Here is a 21,855-nt window from a genome sequence, read left to right as displayed (position 1 = left end):
TCCACTTGGAGAAAAAAGTATCAAGTAAATTTATCTTCTTTTTCGGGTCCTTTGCAGGTATCTTATTTGGATATGATATTGGCATTATCGCAGGAGCGGAAGGGCACATTCAGGAAGAATTTCAGCTCAGCCCGTTATGGCTAGGCATCGTCGTTTCTTCATTAATGGGCGGGGCGATCATTGGTTCCATTTTAAGCGGTCTGATGGGGGATAAGTTTGGCCGCAGAAAGCTCATTTTGGTGTCATCGATTATCTTTTTTGTCGGTGCGCTTGGCTCAGCCATTGCACCAGAAGAAATCTCATTAACCATTGCCCGGATTTTCTTAGGAACAGCTGTAGGGACAGCCTCATCGCTCGTGCCTGCTTACATGTCTGAAATCGCTCCGGCCAAAATTCGCGGGAAATTGTCCGGCCTGAATCAGCTGATGATTGTGAGTGGATTATTGCTTAGCTATATCGTCGCATTTGTGTTTGAACCAATTCCAGACAGCTGGCGCTGGATGCTGGGAAGTGCTGCTTTATTTGCGATCGTGCTTTATATTGGCATGCTGAAACTTCCTGAATCTCCTAGATATTTAATTAAACACGGAATGGCTCATAAGGCACGTGAAGTATTAGGATCACTTCGTTCATCACGTGAAGAGATTGAAGCAGAAATGCAAGAAATTTTAGAAGTGGCAAAAGAAGAACGCTCAGGCATTCGTGAATTATTTCAAAAGAAATTCCGTATGGCTCTCTTTATTGGGGTCGGAATGGCGACACTCCAGCAAATACAGGGTGCGAACTCCATTGTGTATTATGCAACGAGTATCGCAAGAAATGTAGGTCTTGCTCCGCAAGTTGCCGCAGGTTTTACCGTCATTGTTGGAGTCATATTTGTTGTGACGACCGTGATCTTTTTACAATTCGTCGACCGGTTCGACCGCCGAACGATTCTCACAGTTGGGGGAACGGGGATGGCCCTGTCTTTCTTTGCACCAGCGGCATTAGGTGCACTTGGAGTGAGTGAAGGCATATTAAACTGGGTCACATTGATTTCACTTTGCTGCTTTATTTTGTGCTATGCCTTCTCATGGGCACCGATCACATGGATTATTATTGGTGAAATTTTCCCACTTTCTGTAAGAGGCATTGGGGCGGGCATTTCCTCTGCCTTTAACTGGACGGGATCATTAGCAGTTGGCCTTGTTTTCCCTATCTTGGCTGACCAATTCAGCTTTGGCGTGATTTTCTCCTCATTTGGGGTCATCTGCTTAATTGGCCTGTTGTTCACGCGCTTTGTATTAGTCGAAACAAAAGGAAGAAGCTTAGAACAAATCGAAACCGATATGGCTGCACGTGTCTAAAGGAAACCATCTATCCTGTGTGGATAGATGGTTTCAGCGTGTAGACAAACCCTCGCATTCGGTGTCAGTCCTTCGTGCCAGTGCTCACGAATGTCAAATTTGCTCCGCGCCGGTACTCGTCCTTCCTAGAATTCAAAGGTTTTCTATCACGCTGAAAAGAAGACAAAGGGCTAAAATCAAGTTCATTTTAGCCCTTTGTCAACAACCTGAACCCTCTATCCTGTGTGGATAGAGGGTTTTTTTAATCAAGTATTTGTTTCAGTTCATCTGGCAGTAAATCCATTAATTGATCAGATGAGGATACGTCCAGCACTTCAAGAAGCGCATAATATTTCGCATAAATTTCACTCAGCTGATCAGGATGATTTGCTTCATATCGATTCAAGTGCAATTGCGTCAGTTCAAGTGCAATGTCCAGTTTGTTTCGTTCGATGGTTTGTGTTGTGTTGATCAAATCGTTCACCTCTTATTTTAAAGTTATTGAAAAATGTTACGGTGCAGTTCCGCAGCTGACCTTAAATTCATGGTCTTCTATCTTTTTTGAATAACAGACGGAAGGCGTCATTCCCGTCTCACTTTTCCAAGCCTGCCAATACACATCATACAGCTGACCATATTGAGGGTCTACACCGTCCTTTTTTTGCAAAATAGCAAAATAGCTTTGGTAAGGGTAGCCTTCTTGATAAATGGCATGCCGTATCGCTCCTCTTTCAGTCGCATTTGTAAAAACCATAGGCGACAGCAAGGGAAGGGTGATGATCACGACGAGCAGGATGAAAAATGAAAAAAGCTTATGTCTTGTTTTCATCAATGAATGTCCTTTCCTTCACAAGAGATCATTTGTATAATATGTTAAAATTGTCCTATTGTAAAGAAAGAGACTACTAGATAACCAGCGGATTTTATCAAAAATAGACAAGCATCTAATCACTAATCGTACCTCTGACATACGATAGAGTGTAAGTGAAAGACAACTTGAAGGGGTGTTGAGATGAGCCGGAATCGATTAGACAATTTTTTCTTTGGACCTCGCAGGGGGAATCATGGAGAAGTTGAAACGGTTGTATCCCCTACACGTCAAATTGTCAACACGACAACAAATGAACAAACGATCAGAAAGATTCATCCTACTCATATCACAAACGTCAATAAAAACATCAAAAGAATTGAAAACTACTACCCTGTGACGCAATCTACTCGAAATGAGTATATTGTGGAAGAATATGACTGTGGCAGTGATATCAAGAATCCTTGCTGCCGCCCGGTCAAACGCTGTAAATGGTAAGATAATGGTATATAGAAGTGAGGCATCCTGTAATGGGATGCCTTTTGTATGTTCAACGCTCTATTTCATTTAGTTGTCCGTGATCAAGCTCGAAAAAACGATTTCCTAATTCTGAATAAAGGTAGCGCTGATGGCTTGTAAATAAAACACATTGATCAGAGAATTCTTCTTTTAATAAAGAAATAGACTGCATTTGAGATGCCTCATCAAGAGATGTAAAAGGTTCATCAAGAATGATTAGCTCTGGTGATCTGGCCGCCATACAATTAAAGAAAAGCTTATATCTCATACCTAGTGAATATTGTTTGACAGGCATCTTAAGTGCATGAGTTAAATCAAATACATCACAAAGCGAGAGAAAGGTCTTTTTGTATACCTCTTTTTCTGACTGATTCATTTTCCATAGCGACTGTATAAGAGTCATATGCTCGATACCAGTCAGCGCATCATAAACCAAAGGCTTATCTGGGATGTACGCGACCAACCCTTTATAAAGAGCTGACCCAGGATGATGATGTTCGTTGAGTAAAACCGTTTCGGATACTGAAGGAAGCAGACCTGCGATGATCTTTAAAAGTGTCGATTTACCGCTGCCGTTTTTCCCGATAATACAAGCACGATCACCTTCTTTCAGATGAAAGGATACTTGATCAAGGAGGGGAGAGCTTTCTTCAGTTGTTTCATAACGAAAAGATAGCTGAGACACTTGCAAACTAGCCATTGATAAATCCTCCAATAACAAAAACAGTGGTCACCAGCATATACAAGATGACGGTCGCAAGGGCGGCTTTTTTTGATCCTTCAGCATAATAAATGATCCCATCATATAGGATGCGTAAAAGGTACAAGTTGATCAAAAAAGAAACCGCTTGGATGAAGATAAAATAATGATCTAAATCGAGTACCATCACACAATAGATTGCTGCGCTATTCACTAATAGAAGCAACGCATTATAAAGCAAGATGACAAAATACATTTTGCGCAAAATAAACGTTTTATGAAAAAAGTACATATAAATCGAAGTCACGACAGTACCGAGAAAATTTAATATGAAATAAAGCGGGATTGTCAGTAAAAAGATAAACACAATGCTGGCTAATTGTTTTCCAGCAGATAAAGGCTCCTCTACTAACAAATCAATGATAAAAAATGTTAAAAAAACAGTTGAAACAAATAAAGATAGTAAGACAAGACCTACAATGGTTTTGATCGATTGATGTTGATTGAAAAATTGTTTAGGGCGTAGAAGTAGCTCCATAGAACCACATTCTCCTTTCTTCTAAGATAGATGTACATGGCTGACATATTCCTCTAAAAGAGAGGCAATCAACAAGAGCACTACAGCGGAAAAGATTAACTGAACCACAGTCCGAGTCAGCTTTCTTACATCAATGGCCTTACCTTTCATAAACCGGTAAAGATAAATGAATGGAAAAGCACTGACGATTGAAAAGAGGATCAAACCAAGAATCTCAACAAAAGCATGCGGCATGAGGCCAGTGAATAACTGCGGCACTTCATGATGGGCTATCAGAAACTGAATGAGTTTTCCGATGATATAGCCATTATAAAAAAGAATGCCAGCAGACATAATGCCGCCAGTAAAAGCCCCGATACCTAGAATGGCAAGTCCAACCTGTAAATTATTTGAAAAAATAGAGAGAAAAAACATGTCTTCATCCTTTTTTAAATAAGGAATCTGATCATAAGGAAGGAGGCATCCAATGAGCAAAGCTGCAATAAATACACCGGCGTAAAAATAGCCGAGACGTAGAATCAATCTATTCTCCGATAGAAAATATCTTATTTTTTTCAACATACTCAATTCCTTTATAAATGGTCTTGCGGCATAATATCCAGCAAATCACTGAAACGATCGCAAAATATATAGCGAACAGCACGTTTACGAGCCCTGAGGACTGCTGCAATATAGGGAGAAAAGAGGTCAAAATCAAATAGTACATAAAAGGCAGTACAAGAAAGTTTCTGGCAAATGCCTGACCTTTATCGATGATCTCTAATTCCTCATTTGTTGTCCCTATTTCATGCTCATGAATAAAATTGAATTTCGTTGTGAATGGAAACAAGTACAGTTGGATTAAAGGAAAAATGAAAAAGCCAATCCCTAATGCCACCAGTTGAATGAGCATCTGAACATGAAACAGTTGATACACAGTCATAATAGATAGATTAATGAATAGTAAACAGAGTGCTGGTATGGAAAATAAACAATAAAATAACTGGATTTTTGATAAGAAAAACTGCAATAGAGATATTTGAGAAAGCTCGTAAAGCCAAATGTTCTTTTTTTCAGCACTTAAAGCAAAAATAGAAGGTGTCAGCATTCTCATCTCATAAGATTGATTCGCTAGTATCATAATATTGAGTGTGAATAGCAGCTGAATTTGCAAGGCTTGATGATCGATGATCGAGATCAATCCGGTAAAAACACCAATATAAAAGAAGGCTTCATATGACATGAACATATAATTAAACAATTCTTTAGATAGAAGCCACCTTTTTTCTTTCAACAGCTTGATGTCTTTTTGAATCAACACATTTTGTCTAAACAACAAACCCTGAATTTTATGCAGTACTTGAAAGTACCAATAAAATAAATCCCGAAAATGCTTTGAGCTTTGGTCTTGATCTTTTTCCGTTGGAATCCATCGAACAGGACTTCTCATGACAAGCGCACTACCTAGTATCACAACAATCAATGTAATAGGTGAATTAAAAAGGGCTTGAAATTGTAGAAAAACAGAGCCATCTGAAAATAAAGCATGATGCATTTGCTGAAGATCATGTTGATATAAAGAGATCAGCTTGTTTGAAAGAGTGATCCAAAACGAATCCTCTGCAAGCGATGAGATCGATTGAAATAGTTGCTGGAAGGTGTGATAAAAAGGGAAAATGATGTTTAATATGAGAACCCTTCCGAATAAGAAAAAAAGCAAAGCGATGCTTGCAAAAAAGAGGACACGAATGGCCCCGATTTTTTTTACGACGATGTTATAAATATAAGCACCGAATATCTTATTGCTGATGATAAATAGGAAGATACTTGTCAGCATCACATTGACATGTTTTAACCAGAATGCCAGATCGTGTGTTTGAACAATATCATATTGAAACAAAAAATAGATCAAATAAGTGCTCAAACTCGTAAACACAAGCCAAATCAATTCTGAAAACAGAAGCGTTTGAAAAAGTTGTCTAGAGGAAACAGGTGCTAGCTGTATCAATTCTTTAAAAGGAAGAAGATGAGTTCTTCTATAAGATTCAATTCCTTTGACGATAGAAAATAAAAATAAAAACATCACAAAAGCACTTTCCCATTCTATTTGATAGACGGGGGAGTAAAGAAATGAAGATATAACGAATACAATCATGCATCCGAATATGATATCAAGAATACAAGAAAAAAATATGTACTGTTTTGAAGAAAACGACTTGAGAAATGGAATTTTTCGTATAACGTACTGAGCGATATTAGAATACTGCTGCTCCAGTCTAATGGATAGAAGTAGTGATAATAAAGGATATAACATCTTCTCACCTGCACAAAAATTTAAATAGAAGGAGAACAGAGTCTCCTTCTATTGAGTCGTTAAATAAATTACCAAGCGATAACGGCTTTACGGCCTTTTTTCTTAATTTCGTTTTTAAGGTATTGACGAATTGTCTCTTTACCAGCCGCAGCAATAAGAGAAAGACCGCCTGAACCTACAGCAGTTAAAATGGAGACAATTGTAGTGACAGCTCCACCCGCTTCAACCACATTAAGAACCACAGCGGCAACACTGCCTGGAATACCAAATTCTTTTGCTAGATCAGCAACTGGCAGTACTTGTAGCGAGAAGGAAAAAAGAGCTAGCATAAGGAATCCTACTGCTAAAGCACCAAAAAGAACATGTAGTTTGATTTCATTTCTTGTTTCTGTCATATCAAATTCCTCCCTTTTTTGTCTTTTTATTACTATTCTATCTTATGATATGTTTTTGTTCATATCAATCCTTTTTTTTCTTTTTTTTCATGAATTAGTTATAGGTTAATATAAAATAAGTGAAAAGATAAGTGAGAAAAGAATCGTTTTGGATAGGAAATATCGAGTGAACATGATCAAAATGATCTTGTTTTCACAAAAACGAAAGAGAGCCTAAAAGTCTATAAGAAATGTGCTATATGTAAATGAACCAATATTCTTTGATCAAAAGCGCCTTTCAAGATAAAATTGGAAGTATCAATTCATTCTGATGGAGGCGATTTTCTGAATATTCGATTGTTAACACCAGAAGATGCTCAAGAATATGCGAACTTGAGATTAGAAGCACTCCGATTAAATCCAGAGAGTTTTGCTATGAGTTACGAGGAAGAGAAGCTAGATACGAAGAATAAATATAAGGCTCGTTTTGCCTCTACACAATCTATGTGGACATTCGGTGCCTTTCATCAAGGTCAGCTGGTCGGCTCGGTTACACTCATACAAGAAACCTTGCAGAAATTAAAGCACCGTGCCAATGTGGTAGCGATGTATGTAACGACCGATGGACGCGGAAAAGGAATGGGGAAGGCACTTCTGACAAAAGTACTTTCTTTTGCACGCGAAAAAAAAGACATCGAACAAATATATTTAACAGTGGTCACAACAAACGACCCAGCCAAACATCTTTACAGGTCTGTTGGATTTAAGTCGTATGCGGTAGAAGAAAAAGCACTAAAAATAAATGGTGCTTATGTAGATGAGGAAAAAATGGTGCTATGTTTATCATCGTTTGGAGGGGATATAAATGAGCCAGCCAGTCATGCGCATCACATTGGCAGCCGGACCAAATAGTGAGCTGGAATCCTTTGCGCTTCGTGCAGCACTTGAAAACTTTGGCGCAAAAGTCGATATGCATTGGATAGGCAGACCGAATGACCTGATTAATGTTTTATCCGGGAGGAATAGAGGCGAGACGGATTTCATTCTTTTATCCTTTCACGGAGAAGAAGGAGCGTTTCTCATGCCGGAGTTAGGAGAAGATGTATACGAAGAGGGTGAGCCGAGAGGTGCTGCTTTTGGTGCGGATGACATAAAGCGGTATGCTTCGTTAAATGGAGTCCACATTATATGTACAGGCTGTACACTAGGCGAAAAAAAGGTGGCAGAAGCTTTTTTAGAAACAGGGGCGATATCCTATACAGCGCCCGATGACTACATTGATGGAAATGCGTCATTTATTTTTGTTCTCACCATGCTGTATGAGCTGGTGAACAACTCAAAGACAGTCAGAGCAGCTTTTGACCAGGCACGCTCTATTGATGAAGAAACAAAGTTATTTCAGTTGTATATGCAAAAATAAGGGCTGAGCGATCAAGCCCTTTTTATATGTCTCTCGTAAAATATGTCGAAAATGTGACAAATGTGTTTTTTGCAAACTAAAAAGGGGCTGCGAAAAGTCTATCCTACAAACACACGCCATTTAGACATGACGGCATCACGAGAGGAGAATCATTGTGTCAATGAAAGGGAAGATCAGTCTCGTCCTGTGTGTACTTGCGATCGTCATCGGTATCGCTGCGTTTTATCATAACCAGCAGGCAAGCGGGACAGAGAGAAAAAAAGTAGAACAAGATGCGAGCTACAAACAAGTTGAAATTGTCACACTTGTGAATGACGGGAAATTCATGAGATATGCTGTCAACTATCCGCTGTTTCATCAAGAAAAACTAGATCAGGAGATCAAAAAATTTGCAGAGACAGCGTTAGAAAGGTTTAAAACATCGTTTAGTCAAGCGAGTGATGTCAATGAAGAAACACGATACGAATTAAATATCGATTATGAGATCATTCATTATGCCAAGCAAACCGTCGCAATCAAATTCAATACATATGAGGTGAAGGGCGGAAAGCAAGGCGTCAATCAAACGAAGGTGATGAACTTTGATTTCAAGAAACAGACATTTTTATCAATCAACGATATCTTTCTATCAAAGAAGGACAATCTTCAAAAATTATCTCATATGACTTTTGAGGAATTAAAAAAAGATCGAACGCTAGCTGAAAATCAGTCGCTGCTCAAACAGGGAACGTCTCCTGTAACGAAGAATTATCAGTATTTTGCCATCAAGGATCGCTATATCGAATTCTACTTTCCAAGAGGACAAATCGCTCCAAATCATCAAGGCCCTCAAGTGTTAGCGATTAAGAAAACACTGCTGAAAGGAATATTAAAACCTGAATATATTAAGAAAGAATTGAACAAAAACGAGAAAAAAGAACCGATTCCAACAAGAAAGATTGTGAAATTGCCAAAACCATCCACATTTAATCCAAATCAAAAAGCCATTGCACTCACATTTGATGATGGGCCCAATCCATCAACGACCTCAAAAATTCTAACAGCATTAAAAGAGAACAAAGGACATGCTACATTTTTTGTATTAGGCAGCAGGGTTCAGTATTATCCCGATATGTTAAGTGAAATCAGAAAGGGTGGAAATGAAATTGGAAACCATTCCTATAACCACCCTTTGCTCACAAGACTTCCTTTAAAACAAGCGGTAAAACAAGTAGAAGACACGCAGCAAATCATTGAAAAAGCGAGCGGGTTCACACCGACTCATTTTAGACCGCCATATGGCGGGACAAACGGGCAAATCAACGAAGCTCTTCACATGAAAGTGACCCTTTGGGATGTGGATCCTGAAGACTGGAAGTATCGAGACAGCCAATACGTCGCGGACTACATTCTAGCCCATGCATCTAGCGGTGAAACGGTCTTAATGCACGACATCTATGACACCTCAGCAAACGCAGCCGTCACGATTATTAAAGAACTCACAAAACAGGGATATCAATTATTGACGGTATCTGAGCTTGAGCAGTGGAAGGAAGCGCGTGAGAAGAGAAATGAGCTGAATAGGTAATACCCCTTTTGGTGTGAATCTTAGTGGATTCGCATCTTTTTTTAAGCAGGTCATGAAAATAAAGGGAAAATCTGTTAAGGTGAATATGAAGGGGGACTTCAATTGGTATTGATAAGGTTTATTAGCCTCATTATGCTGACAGTAGTTGGTTTGGCTTTTGTCATAAACAATGTACCTGGTTTGATGCTGCCTATCTATATTCTCGCGATGATCGGGCTTATGTTCTGTCTCGGTCATATTGCGCTCCATTATCTACAGCGGATCAGATATATGTTATGTGATGAGAAACAATTGAAAGAGAATCAAATAAACAAACCTCCCGTTAAATGAAGGAGGTTTTTTACTTTTCTGTTTTCGATGATTTTCTCGTTTGATTCCTTAATTGTCTCAAAAGAGAGACGATGTTCGTCAAATTCTATTAGCACAATCAGTAAGAGCATGATGATCCACGCGCTAAGCCCTCCAATCTTTCGTAACAAGGATACAGTATAATGAGAAAAGATTGATATAAACATTTCATTTTATATATTCGACAATGGGTGAAGGAGGATTCAATTGAAGCGAGTTGACGTGGTATCAGCTTTGATTTATGACATGGATGAAAATATTTTAATGGTGAAGAATGTCAAAGGTTATTGGGAGTTTCCCGGTGGTGCAGTGGAAGAAGGAGAACATCTGCAGCAAGCTGTGATCCGTGAGGTGAGAGAAGAAACAGGGTATGTGATCAAAATAAATGAACTTCATTCTGTTCGGGAAATACTCTTTCAAGATAACATGCATCACGCACTTATTTTTACGTTTTTTGGGGAAATCATCGGGGGAGAGATGAATATTTTAGATCCTGATCATGATATTGAAGAAGTAAAATGGGTAAGCACTCAAGATGCTGAAAAACTAAATCCGCAGTTATTCAGCATGCTAAAATTAAATAAACAGACGCGTCCATTTTACACATTTGAAGGAAAGAGAACGAGAAATCAATAGTTGTCGAAGGAGAGAATGGAATGTTTTTGTATTATGGACCAACCGGTGCTCCAGTGGAAAATCCGGGAGAAGAATGGATGAAAGAAATCTTCTTCCATAAGGATGAAGACTATTGGAAACAAGGGAATGGAGAATCTTCTATTGAAGTGGATGAAGATTGGGAAACGGAAAGTCTTGTTTTCTTTTATCATGAACCTTATGGCTTTTTTCTTATGAGATATCCAGATTTTTTGGTTCCTTTTAAAAAAGTAGAGAAGATAGAAACAATCAAGCATGTCGTTGCAGGCGCACCATTGTATGTACCTTCATGCAGCTACGTCGATCGACATCAAGCTTATGAAATCGTTCAACATTTTCTGAAAACAAAATCGATACCTGATAGTGTTGAATGGGTGGAGTTGAGGGCGATTGATTTTCAGCAAGGTCTGTAAAGTTTTACGAGGAACGAGAAGGAGAATAAAATGTGTCGTTTAGATGATACCATGCATGTACATGTTGGCTATTACGAACATGGTCTTGATTTTGAAGGGGTGTTTTTTAAGAGTTTAGAAACAGGAAAGTGGCAATTATTTTTTGATCATACATGGTATGGGATCACGCTTTTAAAGCAGTATGAACAATATGCTGATTTAGGTCTGTTGATTGGAGAGTATTCCATTGAAGATGACAAAATTGAAGAGGAAGGGAATCAGCTGTTTGAGCAGTTTCTAAAAGAAAACCGGTTATTGAAGTCAATGGAGTGAACAGACATCGCCTAGCCATGGGTATTTTTTAATCTTATAAGGATTTGATTTATTGATATAAGAATCAAAGAATGATCAAAATAAAAAACAGACCTCATATGGTCTGTTTTTTAGCTAAATGTTGGGCTGAATCGTATTAATCACGTCTTCATTTTCTGATTTTAAGACATCAATTAACGAAATTTCGTTTCCTTGTTTATCCTGACCGATGGGGTCATGCAGAGAGACGTTTGTTTTTTTAGTACACATCAATTCATGAGGGATTCATGTTAAAAAAGAAGTCTTAATTTAAAAATCGAATTTAACTTTTGATCCATCATGTAATAATTCAAGTTCGTCATCAAGATATACTTCACTTAAGTGAAGTGTAATTGAACTTAAATCTGAAACATCATCCACAAATAGAGGAACTAAAACCATACCTTCATTTTCAACTTTACCATAAAAAGAACCAACACCTGATTCCGAAGTCAAATTAGAGTTACTGACTTCAATTTGTTTTTTTGTATTAGTGGTAATAACATCAACACCAGTAAAAAAAATATTTTTATCAGAAGTGTTTTCAGTTGTATAAGTGATTTGTATTCTATGATATTTATCTTTTTTATAATTATTATCTGAAAGCAATAATTCATCCTGAGCCTCTAAATCAGTGTACTCAAATACTTTAACATCTTTAATTTTCATCTTAATAGGTTTTAAATCTATTTCTGTTTCTTTGTTATTTATCTTTTTTAAAGTGAGTGTTGAACCATTTTCGTCTTTCTTCCATTGGCCAATTTCGGTTAGAAGTCCTGATGTTGGTTTGTTTTCTTTTTTTGAAGTTTCTTTTGAGGTTTCTTGACTCGTATCTTTTTTACTGGATTCTTCTTTGTTTGCGTTTGCTGACCCATTTGAACTTGTAGTGTTGCCACAAGCTGTTAGAAGTACCATGAAGCATAAAAATAAGACTAGTTTAGTTTTTTTCATTAGTTTAACCCTTCCTGCATACAAAATTTAGAAACATAGACAATATTATAAAGGAAAAAAAGTTAGATTGTTGATTTTCGACAAAATTAGACAAAATATCTTATGACTTAGAGCATGGGTTTAAAGTCATGTATTTTCTATTTGTAAATGTATATGTGGTATTGAAAAGAGATATTATTTCAAAAGAAGCCAAGGATCCTATAACCCTTGGCTTTTTCTATCGTATCTAATGTTAAACATCAGTTCTTACAAAAACAGTATAAACAGCGCTTGTAGCCGGTGTAGGAGATATAAAGTTAATTGAGCCAAGGACACTTTGGGCGCCTACATCTGTTGGTTTACTTGAAAATTTAATAGTACCAGTTATCGTTGCGGTCAAAACAAGTGACACTGTAGCAAGGACATTAGCAGGGGACGGGGTACCGGTATTGTTTGGAACGTTAATAACCATTTCATAGGTATATGATGTGCCAGCTGTTAAATTATTTGCGTTTATACTTCCTGATAAAGCTACTAAATTCCCTGTAATACCAGAAACCACATAAGGAAGAACTTCCGATGTTTGACCTAGTGAACCTGCTAATCTTGTAAATCCGGTATTGGTTCCTCTAAAGAAAATAGGTTTTGATAATGTTGAAACTGGCCCGGTGTCTCCGGTAGCGCCAGAAGAAGTGATTTCTTCTAAGGAAGATCCTGCTAAATCACTAAACAGTGCCATGAATACAAGGGTCAAACACTATGAGGAACTAGTCTAGGTGAGGACTTTATTGGAAAAGGTACCGAAACATCAAAACTTCTATAAGGAGCTGTCGGGACATGGGGATATGTTTATTAATAATTTGAAGATGCACTTAAAAAGGAAGGACTTAAACAAGAAGAGATAAAAGGTATGCAGGAATATCCATCAATCCAAATGGACATACAACTATTTTTAATAAGTAATACAGAAAGACATTAGCTTAGAGATAAAATAAAAAACAGACCTCATATGGTCTGTTTTTTATCCACTAACATGAAGGATTCTTTTACAAAATTCAAATCACTTCCCCTTCTCCCGCTTCCGTTTCTCCTTCTCTGCCCGGTAAAACTCATGAAACATCTTCATCAGCGCGCGTTTCTCTATCCGAGACACATAACTCCGCGATATGCCAAGTTCTTTGGCTATTTCCCGCTGCGTTTTCTCTTTCTTTAAGTCCAAACCGAATCGGCCGACGATCACTTCTTTTTCTCGGCCGTCGAGAATGTCGATATATTCTTTTACTTTTTCAAGCTCCATGTTGAGCTGAATGGTATCAATCACGTCTTCATTTTCTGATTTTAAGACGTCAATTAATGAAATTTCATTTCCTTCTTTATCCTGACCGATGGGGTCATGCAGAGAGACGTCCTTTTTTGTTTTTTTGAGTGCGCGTAAATGCATGAGGATTTCGTTCTCAATACACCGCGCAGCATATGTTGCCAGCTTTGTTCCTTTTCCAGAGGAATAGCTTTCGATGGCTTTAATGAGTCCGATCGTCCCGATGGAGATGAGGTCTTCAGCGTCTTCCCCGGTATTTTCAAATTTCTTGACAATATGGGCGACGAGCCGAAGGTTATGTTCAATCAGCATGTTTCTTGCGTGTTCATCGCCCTCTGCCATGAGGGCTAAGTATTTTTTCTCATCATCTCCCGAAAGGGGTTGTGGAAAGGCATTGTTTTTGACATAGGACACTAAAAACACCAATTCTTTGACCATCAATCCCATCGCTGTAAATACTCCTGCCACGATTTTCACCTCCACCATGTTTAGGCCGCTGCCTATATCCTCAAATGTATGTGAAGGAAGGATTGTCTGTGTCTGTACGATGAAAAAATCATCTTATTTGAAAGAAACGTGCTTCTGTGGGTATGTTTTTGCTGCCCCTCTCATATGTTTGCGGTTTCTTTGCGGTGCTTGGCGGTCTAGAAGCGTGCTAAAATATGTAATATTAGACCGAAAAGGAAGGGGTTTTTTCGGAACATGGGGAAGGTTCTTTCTTCACATGTCGGTATGAAAATTAATGAATGGTATCGAATGATACGGCAGTTCAGTGTTCCAGATGCGGAAATCTTGAAAGCAGAAGTAGAAGCGGAAATTGAACGTATGGAAGAGGACCAGCATTTACTGATTTATTATCAGCTCATGTGTTTTCGGCACCAAATTATGCTCGACTATATACACCCTTCAAAATATCAACCTTTCTCAGTATCTAACCTTGTCGATAAAATCGAAAATTCCAATCATGAGTTATCTGATATGCTGCATTATTACCATGCATTTTTTCGTGGCATGCATGAGTTTAGTCAAAAAGAATATTTGGAGGCCGTCAAATATTATCGAATGGCAGAAAAACAGCTGTCTATGGTATTTGATGATATTGAGCAGGCCGAGTTTCATTTTAAAGTAGCAGAAGCCTACTATATAATGAAACAAACGCATGTCTCCATGCACCATATTTTAAAAGCGCTTGAAATATACGATCAGCATGATGCATATTCCATTCGCATTATTCAGTGCCTCTTTGTCATCTCGGGAAATTATCAAGATTTAAAACGTAAAGATCGAGCACTGCCTCACTTGAAAAAGGCGAAACAACTCGCATCCGAAATTGATCACCCGCGCATTTATAGCTCAGCGCTCTATAATTTAGGGAAATGTTATGGGGAGTTAGGTTATCGAGAAGAAGCAGAACGATATTTAACCGAATCGGCTGACCTCGCCAAAAAAGAGCTGCTTCCCACGCTGCCTCATACACTTTATACACTGGCAAAGCTGCTTTTTAGACAAAATGAGCAGACTGAAGCAAGGCGCATATTAGAGGATGGGAAATTGGCCGCAAAGAAGCATGAAGACCAGCTGTTCTGTCATATGTTTGAGTATCTGGATGCTTTATATGTTCAGGAAATCAATGAAGAACAACTGCAAAAAACCATTGATTATTTGGAAAAACTTAGCCTATACTCTTATATAGAGGATATCTCACTAGAAATTGCGACAGCCTTAGAAGCCTCTCAACAATACCAGAAGTCCAACCAGTATTATCAAAAATTGTTATGGGCTCAAAATCAAATCCAAGAAGGAGAGTGTCTGTATGAATTCTAAGCAACGTTCGACAGTTGAAGAGAGAAACCAAACGTGAGACAAAAAGCGGGCCTAATGGGCCGGCTTTTTTTATGTGAAAAAGAAGCGTAGACGATCACGAAACTTGAATGAATTCATCAGAAAGCGGGCAATTTAATGTGTAATGATGTTCTGTGGAGGCGGTCTGATGAAAGGGTTGCATATCTTGTTATGTATATTGGTATTATGCGCTTTTGTTCCTGATAACATAGAGGCGCGTACATTAAAAAGAATCGACCTAGAAAAAACGGGACGAGCCTTTTGGGACATGAGAGAGGAACGGAAAAAGATTGCGTTAACCTTTGATGATGGGCCTCATCCGGTATACACAAATCAAATACTAGATGTACTGAGAGAGCATGAAGTGAATGCCAGTTTTTTTGTCATCGGGAGCCGTATTCATGCATATCCCCTGCTCGCAGAGCGGATTGTGAGCGAAGGAAATGAGCTTGGCAATCACACGATGAACCATACGTATTTTGACCTTTTGTCATCGAAAGAAATCAAGCGAGAATTAAAAGAATCAGCGGCTCATATCGCTTCTCTCCAGCCTGGCGGACCCTTATTATTTCGTCCCCCAGGCGGGCGCTTGACGATGAAGTCATTCCGCATTCTTTCAAAGCAAGGATACGATGTCGTGATGTGGTCCTTTACGCAAGATCCGAAGGACTGGTCTAGGCCAGGTGCACACAAAATTGCCAGCCGTATTATTGAGAATATTCAGGGCGGTGATATCATCCTTTTACATGATGGCGGAGGAAATCGTAAGCAGACAGTAGAAGCGCTGAAACAAGTCATACCTGAACTAAAGAAAAGGGGCTATGAGTTTGTGAAAGTGAGCGAACTGCTGCACCATGACAGAGATTATCTGCCGGTTCAATTACAATAAGAAACAGTCATTCATTGAAACCAAAAGTCTTGTCGTTTACTATATGAAGAGGGCTTTTGGAGGTGAATGTTGTGAAGAAATTTGTTTTCCTTTTCATCCTGTTATGTGTTGCTGCTGGGTGCTCAAAACCAGCGCAGGAAAGTGTGATTGCATTTGGTGACAGTAACACAAGAGGATCGAACTGGGATTTTCGAGATTATCCAACATCTGAAAAATGGGTGAATCTCATGAAAAATGTCGAGCGCGGCCAAATCAAGGTACAGAATGCCGGAATTGGCGGGCAGACAACGGAAGATGCGAAGCTTCGCTTTGAGCAGGATATTTTAAAACAAAAACCAACTTACGTCCTCATCATGTTCGGTACAAATGATGCGGCGATTCTAGACGGCAAACATCCCCGTGTGACCAAAAAACGATTTAAAGAAAACTTATCCTACTTCATTTCTGCAAGTAGGAAAGAGGGAATTACCCCGATCCTCATGACGTGCGTGCCTGTGGTGGAAGGAGGCAAAAAGGGCTTGTATTATTACTCTAGATATAAGTCATCTTATTTTGCTGAGAGAGGCGGGGCGAGAGCTTGGCAAAACTCATACAATGACATCACAAGACAAGTAGCTGAAAAACAGCAAGTGCCGCTTGTCGACAATTGGAAAGCGTTCATCCGAGAAGCGGGTGAAGATAGTGACAACGCCTTGATTCAGTCTGGCCTCATTGACCCTTCTGGCAATCATATGACACCAAAAGGGGCAAGAATCATTTATAACGAAATCAAAGAGCGTGATGTCATTAAACATTTTTAAATGCAGGCCATCAGCCTAAACAAGACGATCCATCCAGCATAGTCTAACAGTATATCTTCTTAGAAGGAGGTAACTGATATGTGGGGATGTCCTTATCCTTACCCTGCGTGTTCACCTTATCCAGCTCAAGGAGCAGGAATCGGTTACGCTTTTCTTGTTGTGTTCCTTGTCGTCATTTTGGTCGTAGGTGGAGGGTTATGGTTTTGGAATGAACAGCCTTGCAAATAAGACACCTCTTCTTTGATCAGAAGGGGTGTTTTTTACGGAAAATAGTAGTAAGCCTATAGCGCAAGTGATATAATATCAGTCACCTGAGTTTAAAAAAGGAGAGTGCTCGGGAGGCATGGTTCCTGGATATATGGAATTAAGAGGAAACAGAGAGCATATGCCCGAGCGAACGTCTTTTCATTTCTGTCTCAATTAATTCAATAAAGTCGCGATTTAAGTTCATTTCATTTGCTTTATAATACGATTCTATAAGTAAATCATCTGACAGCTTTTTCATACTAGAAACCCATATGATGGGAAAAACACCTCCCCTGAAAAAGTTGGCATAAAACTTGAGGAAAAGACATATCATCATAGGTTGATCGAATGTCTTTGAAGTACCTTTAATCTACCATGAATGGGAAACAAGAACAATCGTTCTGTTATCCACATGGTTAAGTGGATAACTTGTGGGTAGAGTGTTTATAATTGAATGAAAGCGTGATGAAATATAGGTGGATAATGTGTGTAAAATTATCCACACCTGTTGAAGGTCCTCATCATATGTCGAAAACTTTTTCGTTGTATTCGATAGACAGACAAATTGTGATTTGATTCGACACAATCGCTGAAAAACCAATGGAAGAAAGGGTGCAAATTGTGCTAAAGAAGTATTTCTTACCGGATGAATTTGTGAAAAGTATTTTCCACATTTCGCCGCAAAAACTAAAAGAACGAAATGTAAAAGGAATTATTACGGATTTAGATAACACACTAGTAGAATGGGATCGTCCAAGTGCGACCCCGCGTTTAATTGAATGGTTTCAAGAGATGAAAGATCACGGGATACAGGTGACGATTGTATCGAACAATAATGAAAAAAGGGTCAAGCTTTTTTCTGAGCCGGTTCATATCCCGTTTATTTATAAAGCGAGAAAACCGATGGGAAGAGCCTTTAATAAGGCCGTCGCTGATATGCAATTGAAGAAAGAAGATGTGGTTGTCATTGGCGATCAGCTTATGACAGATGTGCTTGGCGGAAACAGGCATGGCTTCCATACCATTTTGGTTGTACCTGTTGCGGCATCGGACGGATTTTTCACGAAGTTTAACAGGCAGATTGAACGCAGAATTTTAGGAGCCTTAAAGCGTAAGGGCCACATTCAGTGGGAGGAAGAGTAATAATGGAAAAGGTTGTTTGTATTGGCTGCGGTGTAGCCATTCAGACGGAAGATAAAGATCAATTAGGATATGCGCCGGCAGCATCTCTATTGAAAGAAGATGTGATCTGTCAGCGCTGTTTTAGGTTAAAGAACTACAATGAAATTCAGGATGTGTCTTTAACAGAAGACGACTTTTTAAATATTTTACACAGCATTGGCGAGACTGATTCTCTGATCGTCAAGGTCGTTGATATTTTTGACTTTAACGGAAGCTGGATTAATGGACTGAGCCGTATTGTTGGTGGTAATCCCATTTTACTTGTCGGCAACAAGGTAGATATTTTACCGAAATCCGTGAAAAAAGACCGTCTTGTTCAATGGATGAAGCGGGAAGCAAAAGAAAATGGGCTCAATCCGATTGATGTGTTTTTAATCAGTGCGAGCAGAGGACAAGGTGTGCCTGAGGTTATGGAGGTAATTGATCATTACCGTGAGGGCAGAAATGTCTATGTTGTCGGCTGTACAAATGTTGGGAAATCAACATTTATTAACCGCATTATCAAAGAGGTGTCTGGAGAAGAGAATGTGATTACCACATCACAATACCCAGGGACAACACTTGATGCGATTGAAATCCCGCTTGATGACGGGTCTGCTTTATTCGATACACCGGGTATCATCAACCGCCATCAAATGGCGCACTATGTCGGCAAAAATGACTTAAAGATTTTAACGCCGAAAAAAGAATTGAAACCGAGAACGTTCCAGTTAAATGAAGCTCAAACGCTTTACTTTGGCGGACTGGCACGATTTGATTATGTAAAAGGCGGCAGAACATCCTTTGTCTGCTACATGCCAAATGAACTCAACATTCACAGAACGAAGATGGAGAATGCAGATGACTTATATGAAAAGCATGCAGGTGAGCTGCTTTCACCGCCATCAAAAGAGGGGATGGAAGATTTCCCGCCGCTCGTTCCGCACACTTTCACCATAGATCAGCCAAAAATGGACATTGTCTTTTCAGGATTGGGCTGGGTGACTGCGAATGATGCTGGAAAACAAATCAAAGTGTATGCGCCAAAAGGCGTGTACGTGTTTATGAGACGTTCGTTAATTTAAATGTTCAGAGGGGGAGAGACCTTGAAACCTTTATACGGAGTAATCGGTAACCCTGTTGGCCACTCAATGTCTCCGGATATTCATAATGCAGCATTAAAGGATGCTGGAATTGATGGACATTATCATGGCTTTCAAGTAGAAAATGATGACCTGAAAGATGCGATTAGCGGCATGAAAGCGTTAGGAATCAGCGGCATTAACGTCACTGTTCCGCACAAGGTAGAAATCATGAAGTACCTCGACAAAATTGATGTGACAGCTGAACGCCTTGGTGCCGTCAATACGGTGCGGCTCGAAGGAGATCAGCTCGTTGGGTACAATACAGATGGAGAAGGCTTTCTTCATTCATTGCTTGAAGCGTTGGATCAGCCGTTATCAGAGCTGTCATTTCTCCTGCTTGGTGCTGGTGGAGCAGCAAGAGCGATTTACACGACAATTGCTGAGTATGCACCGAAACACTTTGATATCGCCAACCGCACCATTGAAAAAGCTGAAGCTTTAATTGAAAGTGCCGATGGGAAAATCACATCTCGTGCCATTGCATTAAATACAGCAGAAGAGCGGCTTGGGGAATATGATGTCATCATCCATACGACCTCGATTGGTATGTATCCGAATGTTGAAGAAACCCCAATTTCTTTAGCGAACGCAAAAAAAACAGCGGTCGTTTGTGATATTGTGTATAATCCAATAGAAACAAAGCTGCTAAGCGAAGCAGCCGGGTTAGGTTTGAAAACAGTCGATGGCGTCGGCATGTTTGTTGGTCAGGCGGTAAGAGCCTTTGAACTGTGGACGGGCATTACACCTGACGCCCGAAAAATGAAGTCAATTGTCATAGAGAAATTAGGAGGAACACCATGTTAAAAGGTAAGCAAAAACGTTTTTTACGTGCGCAAGCACATCATTTATCACCTATTTTTCAAGTTGGAAAAGGCGGGGTAAATGACAATATGGTCAAGCAAATTTCCGAGGCGCTTGAAGCAAGAGAACTTTTGAAAGTCAGCGTATTGCAAAACTGCGACGAGGACAAAACAGAGGTTGCAAAAGCACTTGTAAAAGGTGCAAAAGCTGAACTCGTTCAAACGATCGGAAATGTGATTGTCCTTTATAAGGAATCAAAGGAAAATAAACAAATTAAGCTGCCGTAAAGGTGGATATGATATGAAAAAAATAGGATTGTTCGGCGGTACGTTTGATCCCCCGCATAATGGGCATTTGCTGATGGCAAGTGAGGTGCGTTTCCAAGTAGGGCTTGATGAAATTTGGTTTATCCCAAATCACAAGCCCCCTCATAAAACGGGCCGAAAACGAGCAGAGAGTCATCACCGCGTAAAAATGGTGGAAAAAGCGATTCAGTCAAATCCTCATTTTCGAGTTGAGCTTATTGAAATGGAGCGGGAGGGCCCATCTTATACAGTAGATACAGTTGAGCTGTTGAAGAAGCGCCATCCTGAAGATGAGTTCTTTTTTATGATTGGAGCGGACATGGTCGAGTATTTGCCGAAATGGCACAGAATCGATGATTTGCTTCAGATGATCACCTTTATTGGGATGAAAAGACCAGGTTATGAAGGAAGTACGGCGTATCCTCTTTTGTTTGCAGATGTTCCGGCTTTTGATGTATCATCGACATTGATTAGGCAGCGAATGAAGCAGGGGAAACCTGTTGATTATTTGATTCCGAAAGCTGTTGAGTGTTATATAAAGGAGCATCATTTATATGAATCGTGAAGAAGCGTTAAACTGTGTCAAACAGCAGTTAACAGAGCATAGATATACACATACAATTGGGGTCATGGAGACGGCCATTTCATTAGCTGAACGTTTTGGTGCAGATGTGAAAAAAGCAGAGGTTGCGGCTATTTTCCACGATTATGCTAAATTTAGACCGAAAGAAGAAATGGAGGGCATCATCCAGCAAGAACAGATGAACCCTCTATTGCTTAAATATTCACCTGAGCTTTGGCATGCCCCAGTTGGTGCCTATTTGGTCAAAAAAGAAGTTGGAATTGACGACCGGGATATTTTAACAGCCATTGAATTCCATACATCCGGCAGACCGGACATGACATTGCTTGAAAAAGTTATTTATGTCGCCGACTATATAGAGCCAGGGCGCCATTTTCCTGGTGTAGAGGAAGTAAGAGAGTTAGCAGAGCAGGATTTGGATCTTGCCTTGATTCAATCTTTAAAAAACACCGTCAGCTTTTTAATGAAAAAGAATCAGCCAGTTTTCCCGGATACACTTGCTACTTATAACTCACTTGTGCAAAAGAACAACTAAGGAGGAATTTT

At 39.4% G+C, this 21,855-nt stretch carries 30 protein-coding genes; 19 read left to right on the top strand and 11 right to left on the bottom strand.

All coding sequences use genetic code 11. From position 1 onward, the window contains the following. Nucleotides 1-5 precede the first annotated feature (5 nt). Nucleotides 6-1,346, top strand: a complete 1,341-nt coding sequence (locus ABG082_RS12010; protein ID WP_007501378.1) for a sugar porter family MFS transporter — start codon at nt 6-8, stop codon at nt 1,344-1,346. 241 nt (nt 1,347-1,587) lie between these two features. On the opposite strand, the gene ABG082_RS12005 is transcribed toward ABG082_RS12010, so the two are convergent. Together ABG082_RS12005 and ABG082_RS12000 are read right to left on the bottom strand one after the other, a co-directional pair. Then, on the bottom strand, nt 1,588-1,809 hold the full coding sequence (locus tag ABG082_RS12005; RefSeq protein WP_224558471.1) for a hypothetical protein: 222 nt from the start codon (nt 1,807-1,809) through the stop codon (nt 1,588-1,590). A 27-nt stretch (nt 1,810-1,836) separates the two neighbouring features. Further along, on the bottom strand, nt 1,837-2,154 hold the full coding sequence (locus ABG082_RS12000) for a hypothetical protein (RefSeq protein WP_035391001.1): 318 nt from the start codon (nt 2,152-2,154) through the stop codon (nt 1,837-1,839). 183 nt (nt 2,155-2,337) lie between these two features. Here ABG082_RS12000 and ABG082_RS11995 point away from each other — a divergent pair, with 183 nt between their 5' ends. Next, nucleotides 2,338-2,631: a CotD family spore coat protein gene (locus tag ABG082_RS11995; RefSeq protein WP_008342559.1), complete on the top strand. Its 294-nt coding sequence runs from the start codon at nt 2,338-2,340 to the stop codon at nt 2,629-2,631. A 52-nt stretch (nt 2,632-2,683) separates the two neighbouring features. Here ABG082_RS11995 and ABG082_RS11990 read toward each other — a convergent pair whose 3' ends face one another. From ABG082_RS11990 to ABG082_RS11970, 5 genes are all read right to left on the bottom strand, one after another. Then, the gene (locus ABG082_RS11990; RefSeq protein WP_348936125.1) at nt 2,684-3,352 is read right to left on the bottom strand and encodes an ABC transporter ATP-binding protein; all 669 of its coding nucleotides are present in this window, start codon (nt 3,350-3,352) and stop codon (nt 2,684-2,686) included. After that, nucleotides 3,345-3,890: a hypothetical protein gene (locus ABG082_RS11985; protein WP_035390894.1), complete on the bottom strand. Its 546-nt coding sequence runs from the start codon at nt 3,888-3,890 to the stop codon at nt 3,345-3,347. Before ABG082_RS11985 ends, ABG082_RS11990 begins: the two co-directional genes overlap by 8 nt. Before the next feature lie 21 nt (nt 3,891-3,911). Beyond that, entirely contained in the window at nt 3,912-4,412 is a 501-nt protein-coding gene (locus ABG082_RS11980; protein ID WP_019743196.1) for a stage II sporulation protein M, read from the bottom strand. Nucleotide 4,413: 1 nt separating this feature from the next. After that, complete coding sequence (locus tag ABG082_RS11975) at nt 4,414-5,952, bottom strand: hypothetical protein (RefSeq protein ID WP_348936124.1); 1,539 nt, start codon at nt 5,950-5,952, stop codon at nt 4,414-4,416. Nucleotides 5,953-6,251: 299 nt separating this feature from the next. Next, on the bottom strand, nt 6,252-6,578 hold the full coding sequence (locus tag ABG082_RS11970) for an uberolysin/carnocyclin family circular bacteriocin (protein ID WP_017358050.1): 327 nt from the start codon (nt 6,576-6,578) through the stop codon (nt 6,252-6,254). A gap of 372 nt (nt 6,579-6,950) precedes the next feature. Here ABG082_RS11970 and ABG082_RS11965 point away from each other — a divergent pair, with 372 nt between their 5' ends. The 7 genes from ABG082_RS11965 (at nt 6,951) to ABG082_RS11935 (ending at nt 11,271) form a co-directional block, all read left to right on the top strand. Further along, nucleotides 6,951-7,469, top strand: a complete 519-nt coding sequence (locus ABG082_RS11965; protein ID WP_348936123.1) for a GNAT family N-acetyltransferase — start codon at nt 6,951-6,953, stop codon at nt 7,467-7,469. Then, complete coding sequence (locus ABG082_RS11960; protein ID WP_017358048.1) at nt 7,423-7,977, top strand: hypothetical protein; 555 nt, start codon at nt 7,423-7,425, stop codon at nt 7,975-7,977. Before ABG082_RS11965 ends, ABG082_RS11960 begins: the two co-directional genes overlap by 47 nt. A 154-nt stretch (nt 7,978-8,131) precedes the next feature. Continuing rightward, nucleotides 8,132-9,544 (top strand): polysaccharide deacetylase family protein, encoded by a 1,413-nt coding sequence (locus ABG082_RS11955; RefSeq protein ID WP_272511726.1) that lies wholly within the window; start codon nt 8,132-8,134, stop codon nt 9,542-9,544. Between the two features lie 102 nt (nt 9,545-9,646). After that, a complete protein-coding gene (locus ABG082_RS11950; protein WP_272511725.1) occupies nt 9,647-9,874 on the top strand; it encodes a hypothetical protein in 228 nt (75 codons plus the stop codon). A gap of 225 nt (nt 9,875-10,099) precedes the next feature. Next, complete coding sequence (locus ABG082_RS11945) at nt 10,100-10,528, top strand: NUDIX hydrolase (RefSeq protein ID WP_272511724.1); 429 nt, start codon at nt 10,100-10,102, stop codon at nt 10,526-10,528. A 20-nt stretch (nt 10,529-10,548) separates the two neighbouring features. Next, nucleotides 10,549-10,959: an Imm1 family immunity protein gene (locus tag ABG082_RS11940; RefSeq protein ID WP_272511723.1), complete on the top strand. Its 411-nt coding sequence runs from the start codon at nt 10,549-10,551 to the stop codon at nt 10,957-10,959. A 30-nt stretch (nt 10,960-10,989) separates the two neighbouring features. Further along, a complete protein-coding gene (locus ABG082_RS11935) occupies nt 10,990-11,271 on the top strand; it encodes a DUF3986 family protein (RefSeq protein WP_058214205.1) in 282 nt (93 codons plus the stop codon). A gap of 288 nt (nt 11,272-11,559) precedes the next feature. Here ABG082_RS11935 and ABG082_RS11930 read toward each other — a convergent pair whose 3' ends face one another. From ABG082_RS11930 to sigK, 3 genes are all read right to left on the bottom strand, one after another. Continuing rightward, nucleotides 11,560-12,240 (bottom strand): hypothetical protein, encoded by a 681-nt coding sequence (locus ABG082_RS11930; RefSeq protein ID WP_058214206.1) that lies wholly within the window; start codon nt 12,238-12,240, stop codon nt 11,560-11,562. Nucleotides 12,241-12,472: 232 nt separating this feature from the next. Then, nucleotides 12,473-12,958 (bottom strand): hypothetical protein, encoded by a 486-nt coding sequence (locus tag ABG082_RS11925; protein WP_272511722.1) that lies wholly within the window; start codon nt 12,956-12,958, stop codon nt 12,473-12,475. Nucleotides 12,959-13,279: 321 nt separating this feature from the next. Further along, nucleotides 13,280-14,008: an RNA polymerase sporulation sigma factor SigK gene (gene sigK / locus ABG082_RS11920; RefSeq protein WP_058014952.1), complete on the bottom strand. Its 729-nt coding sequence runs from the start codon at nt 14,006-14,008 to the stop codon at nt 13,280-13,282. Between the two features lie 231 nt (nt 14,009-14,239). Here sigK and ABG082_RS11915 point away from each other — a divergent pair, with 231 nt between their 5' ends. From ABG082_RS11915 to ABG082_RS11900, 4 genes are all read left to right on the top strand, one after another. Then, nucleotides 14,240-15,361 (top strand): tetratricopeptide repeat protein, encoded by a 1,122-nt coding sequence (locus tag ABG082_RS11915; protein ID WP_060781208.1) that lies wholly within the window; start codon nt 14,240-14,242, stop codon nt 15,359-15,361. Nucleotides 15,362-15,527: 166 nt separating this feature from the next. Then, the gene (locus tag ABG082_RS11910; protein WP_272511721.1) at nt 15,528-16,268 is read left to right on the top strand and encodes a polysaccharide deacetylase family protein; all 741 of its coding nucleotides are present in this window, start codon (nt 15,528-15,530) and stop codon (nt 16,266-16,268) included. A 71-nt stretch (nt 16,269-16,339) separates the two neighbouring features. Beyond that, nucleotides 16,340-17,068 carry a GDSL-type esterase/lipase family protein gene (locus ABG082_RS11905; RefSeq protein ID WP_272511720.1) on the top strand — a complete coding sequence of 243 codons (729 nt, stop codon included), beginning with the start codon at nt 16,340-16,342 and terminating at the stop codon, nt 17,066-17,068. Nucleotides 17,069-17,146: 78 nt separating this feature from the next. Beyond that, complete coding sequence (locus ABG082_RS11900) at nt 17,147-17,296, top strand: hypothetical protein (RefSeq protein WP_003217499.1); 150 nt, start codon at nt 17,147-17,149, stop codon at nt 17,294-17,296. 136 nt (nt 17,297-17,432) lie between these two features. Here ABG082_RS11900 and ABG082_RS11895 read toward each other — a convergent pair whose 3' ends face one another. Continuing rightward, the gene (locus ABG082_RS11895) at nt 17,433-17,573 is read right to left on the bottom strand and encodes a sporulation histidine kinase inhibitor Sda (protein WP_003217327.1); all 141 of its coding nucleotides are present in this window, start codon (nt 17,571-17,573) and stop codon (nt 17,433-17,435) included. Nucleotides 17,574-17,935: 362 nt separating this feature from the next. Between ABG082_RS11895 and ABG082_RS11890 the strand changes: the two genes are divergently transcribed. Genes ABG082_RS11890 through yqeK form a run of 6 tightly spaced genes read left to right on the top strand, consistent with a single transcriptional unit; the run spans nt 17,936 to nt 21,844 of the window. After that, entirely contained in the window at nt 17,936-18,457 is a 522-nt protein-coding gene (locus ABG082_RS11890; protein ID WP_008356191.1) for a YqeG family HAD IIIA-type phosphatase, read from the top strand. Between the two features lie 2 nt (nt 18,458-18,459). After that, complete coding sequence (yqeH, locus tag ABG082_RS11885; RefSeq protein WP_348936122.1) at nt 18,460-19,560, top strand: ribosome biogenesis GTPase YqeH; 1,101 nt, start codon at nt 18,460-18,462, stop codon at nt 19,558-19,560. Nucleotides 19,561-19,581: 21 nt separating this feature from the next. After that, the gene (gene aroE / locus ABG082_RS11880) at nt 19,582-20,424 is read left to right on the top strand and encodes a shikimate dehydrogenase (protein WP_025207652.1); all 843 of its coding nucleotides are present in this window, start codon (nt 19,582-19,584) and stop codon (nt 20,422-20,424) included. Further along, entirely contained in the window at nt 20,418-20,708 is a 291-nt protein-coding gene (yhbY, locus tag ABG082_RS11875) for a ribosome assembly RNA-binding protein YhbY (RefSeq protein ID WP_008342507.1), read from the top strand. Before aroE ends, yhbY begins: the two co-directional genes overlap by 7 nt. 13 nt (nt 20,709-20,721) lie before the next feature. Beyond that, nucleotides 20,722-21,291 (top strand): nicotinate-nucleotide adenylyltransferase, encoded by a 570-nt coding sequence (locus ABG082_RS11870; RefSeq protein WP_045034392.1) that lies wholly within the window; start codon nt 20,722-20,724, stop codon nt 21,289-21,291. Continuing rightward, the gene (yqeK, locus tag ABG082_RS11865; RefSeq protein WP_348936121.1) at nt 21,281-21,844 is read left to right on the top strand and encodes a bis(5'-nucleosyl)-tetraphosphatase (symmetrical) YqeK; all 564 of its coding nucleotides are present in this window, start codon (nt 21,281-21,283) and stop codon (nt 21,842-21,844) included. Before ABG082_RS11870 ends, yqeK begins: the two co-directional genes overlap by 11 nt. The last annotated feature ends 11 nt before the right edge of the window (nt 21,845-21,855 follow it).

The organism is Bacillus sp. BS1807G30 (assembly GCF_040047675.1).
Classification (GTDB): domain Bacteria; phylum Bacillota; class Bacilli; order Bacillales; family Bacillaceae; genus Bacillus; species Bacillus altitudinis.
The sequence above is the reverse complement of the archived record's forward strand: the minus strand, read 5'-3'. Positions and strand labels throughout refer to the sequence as shown.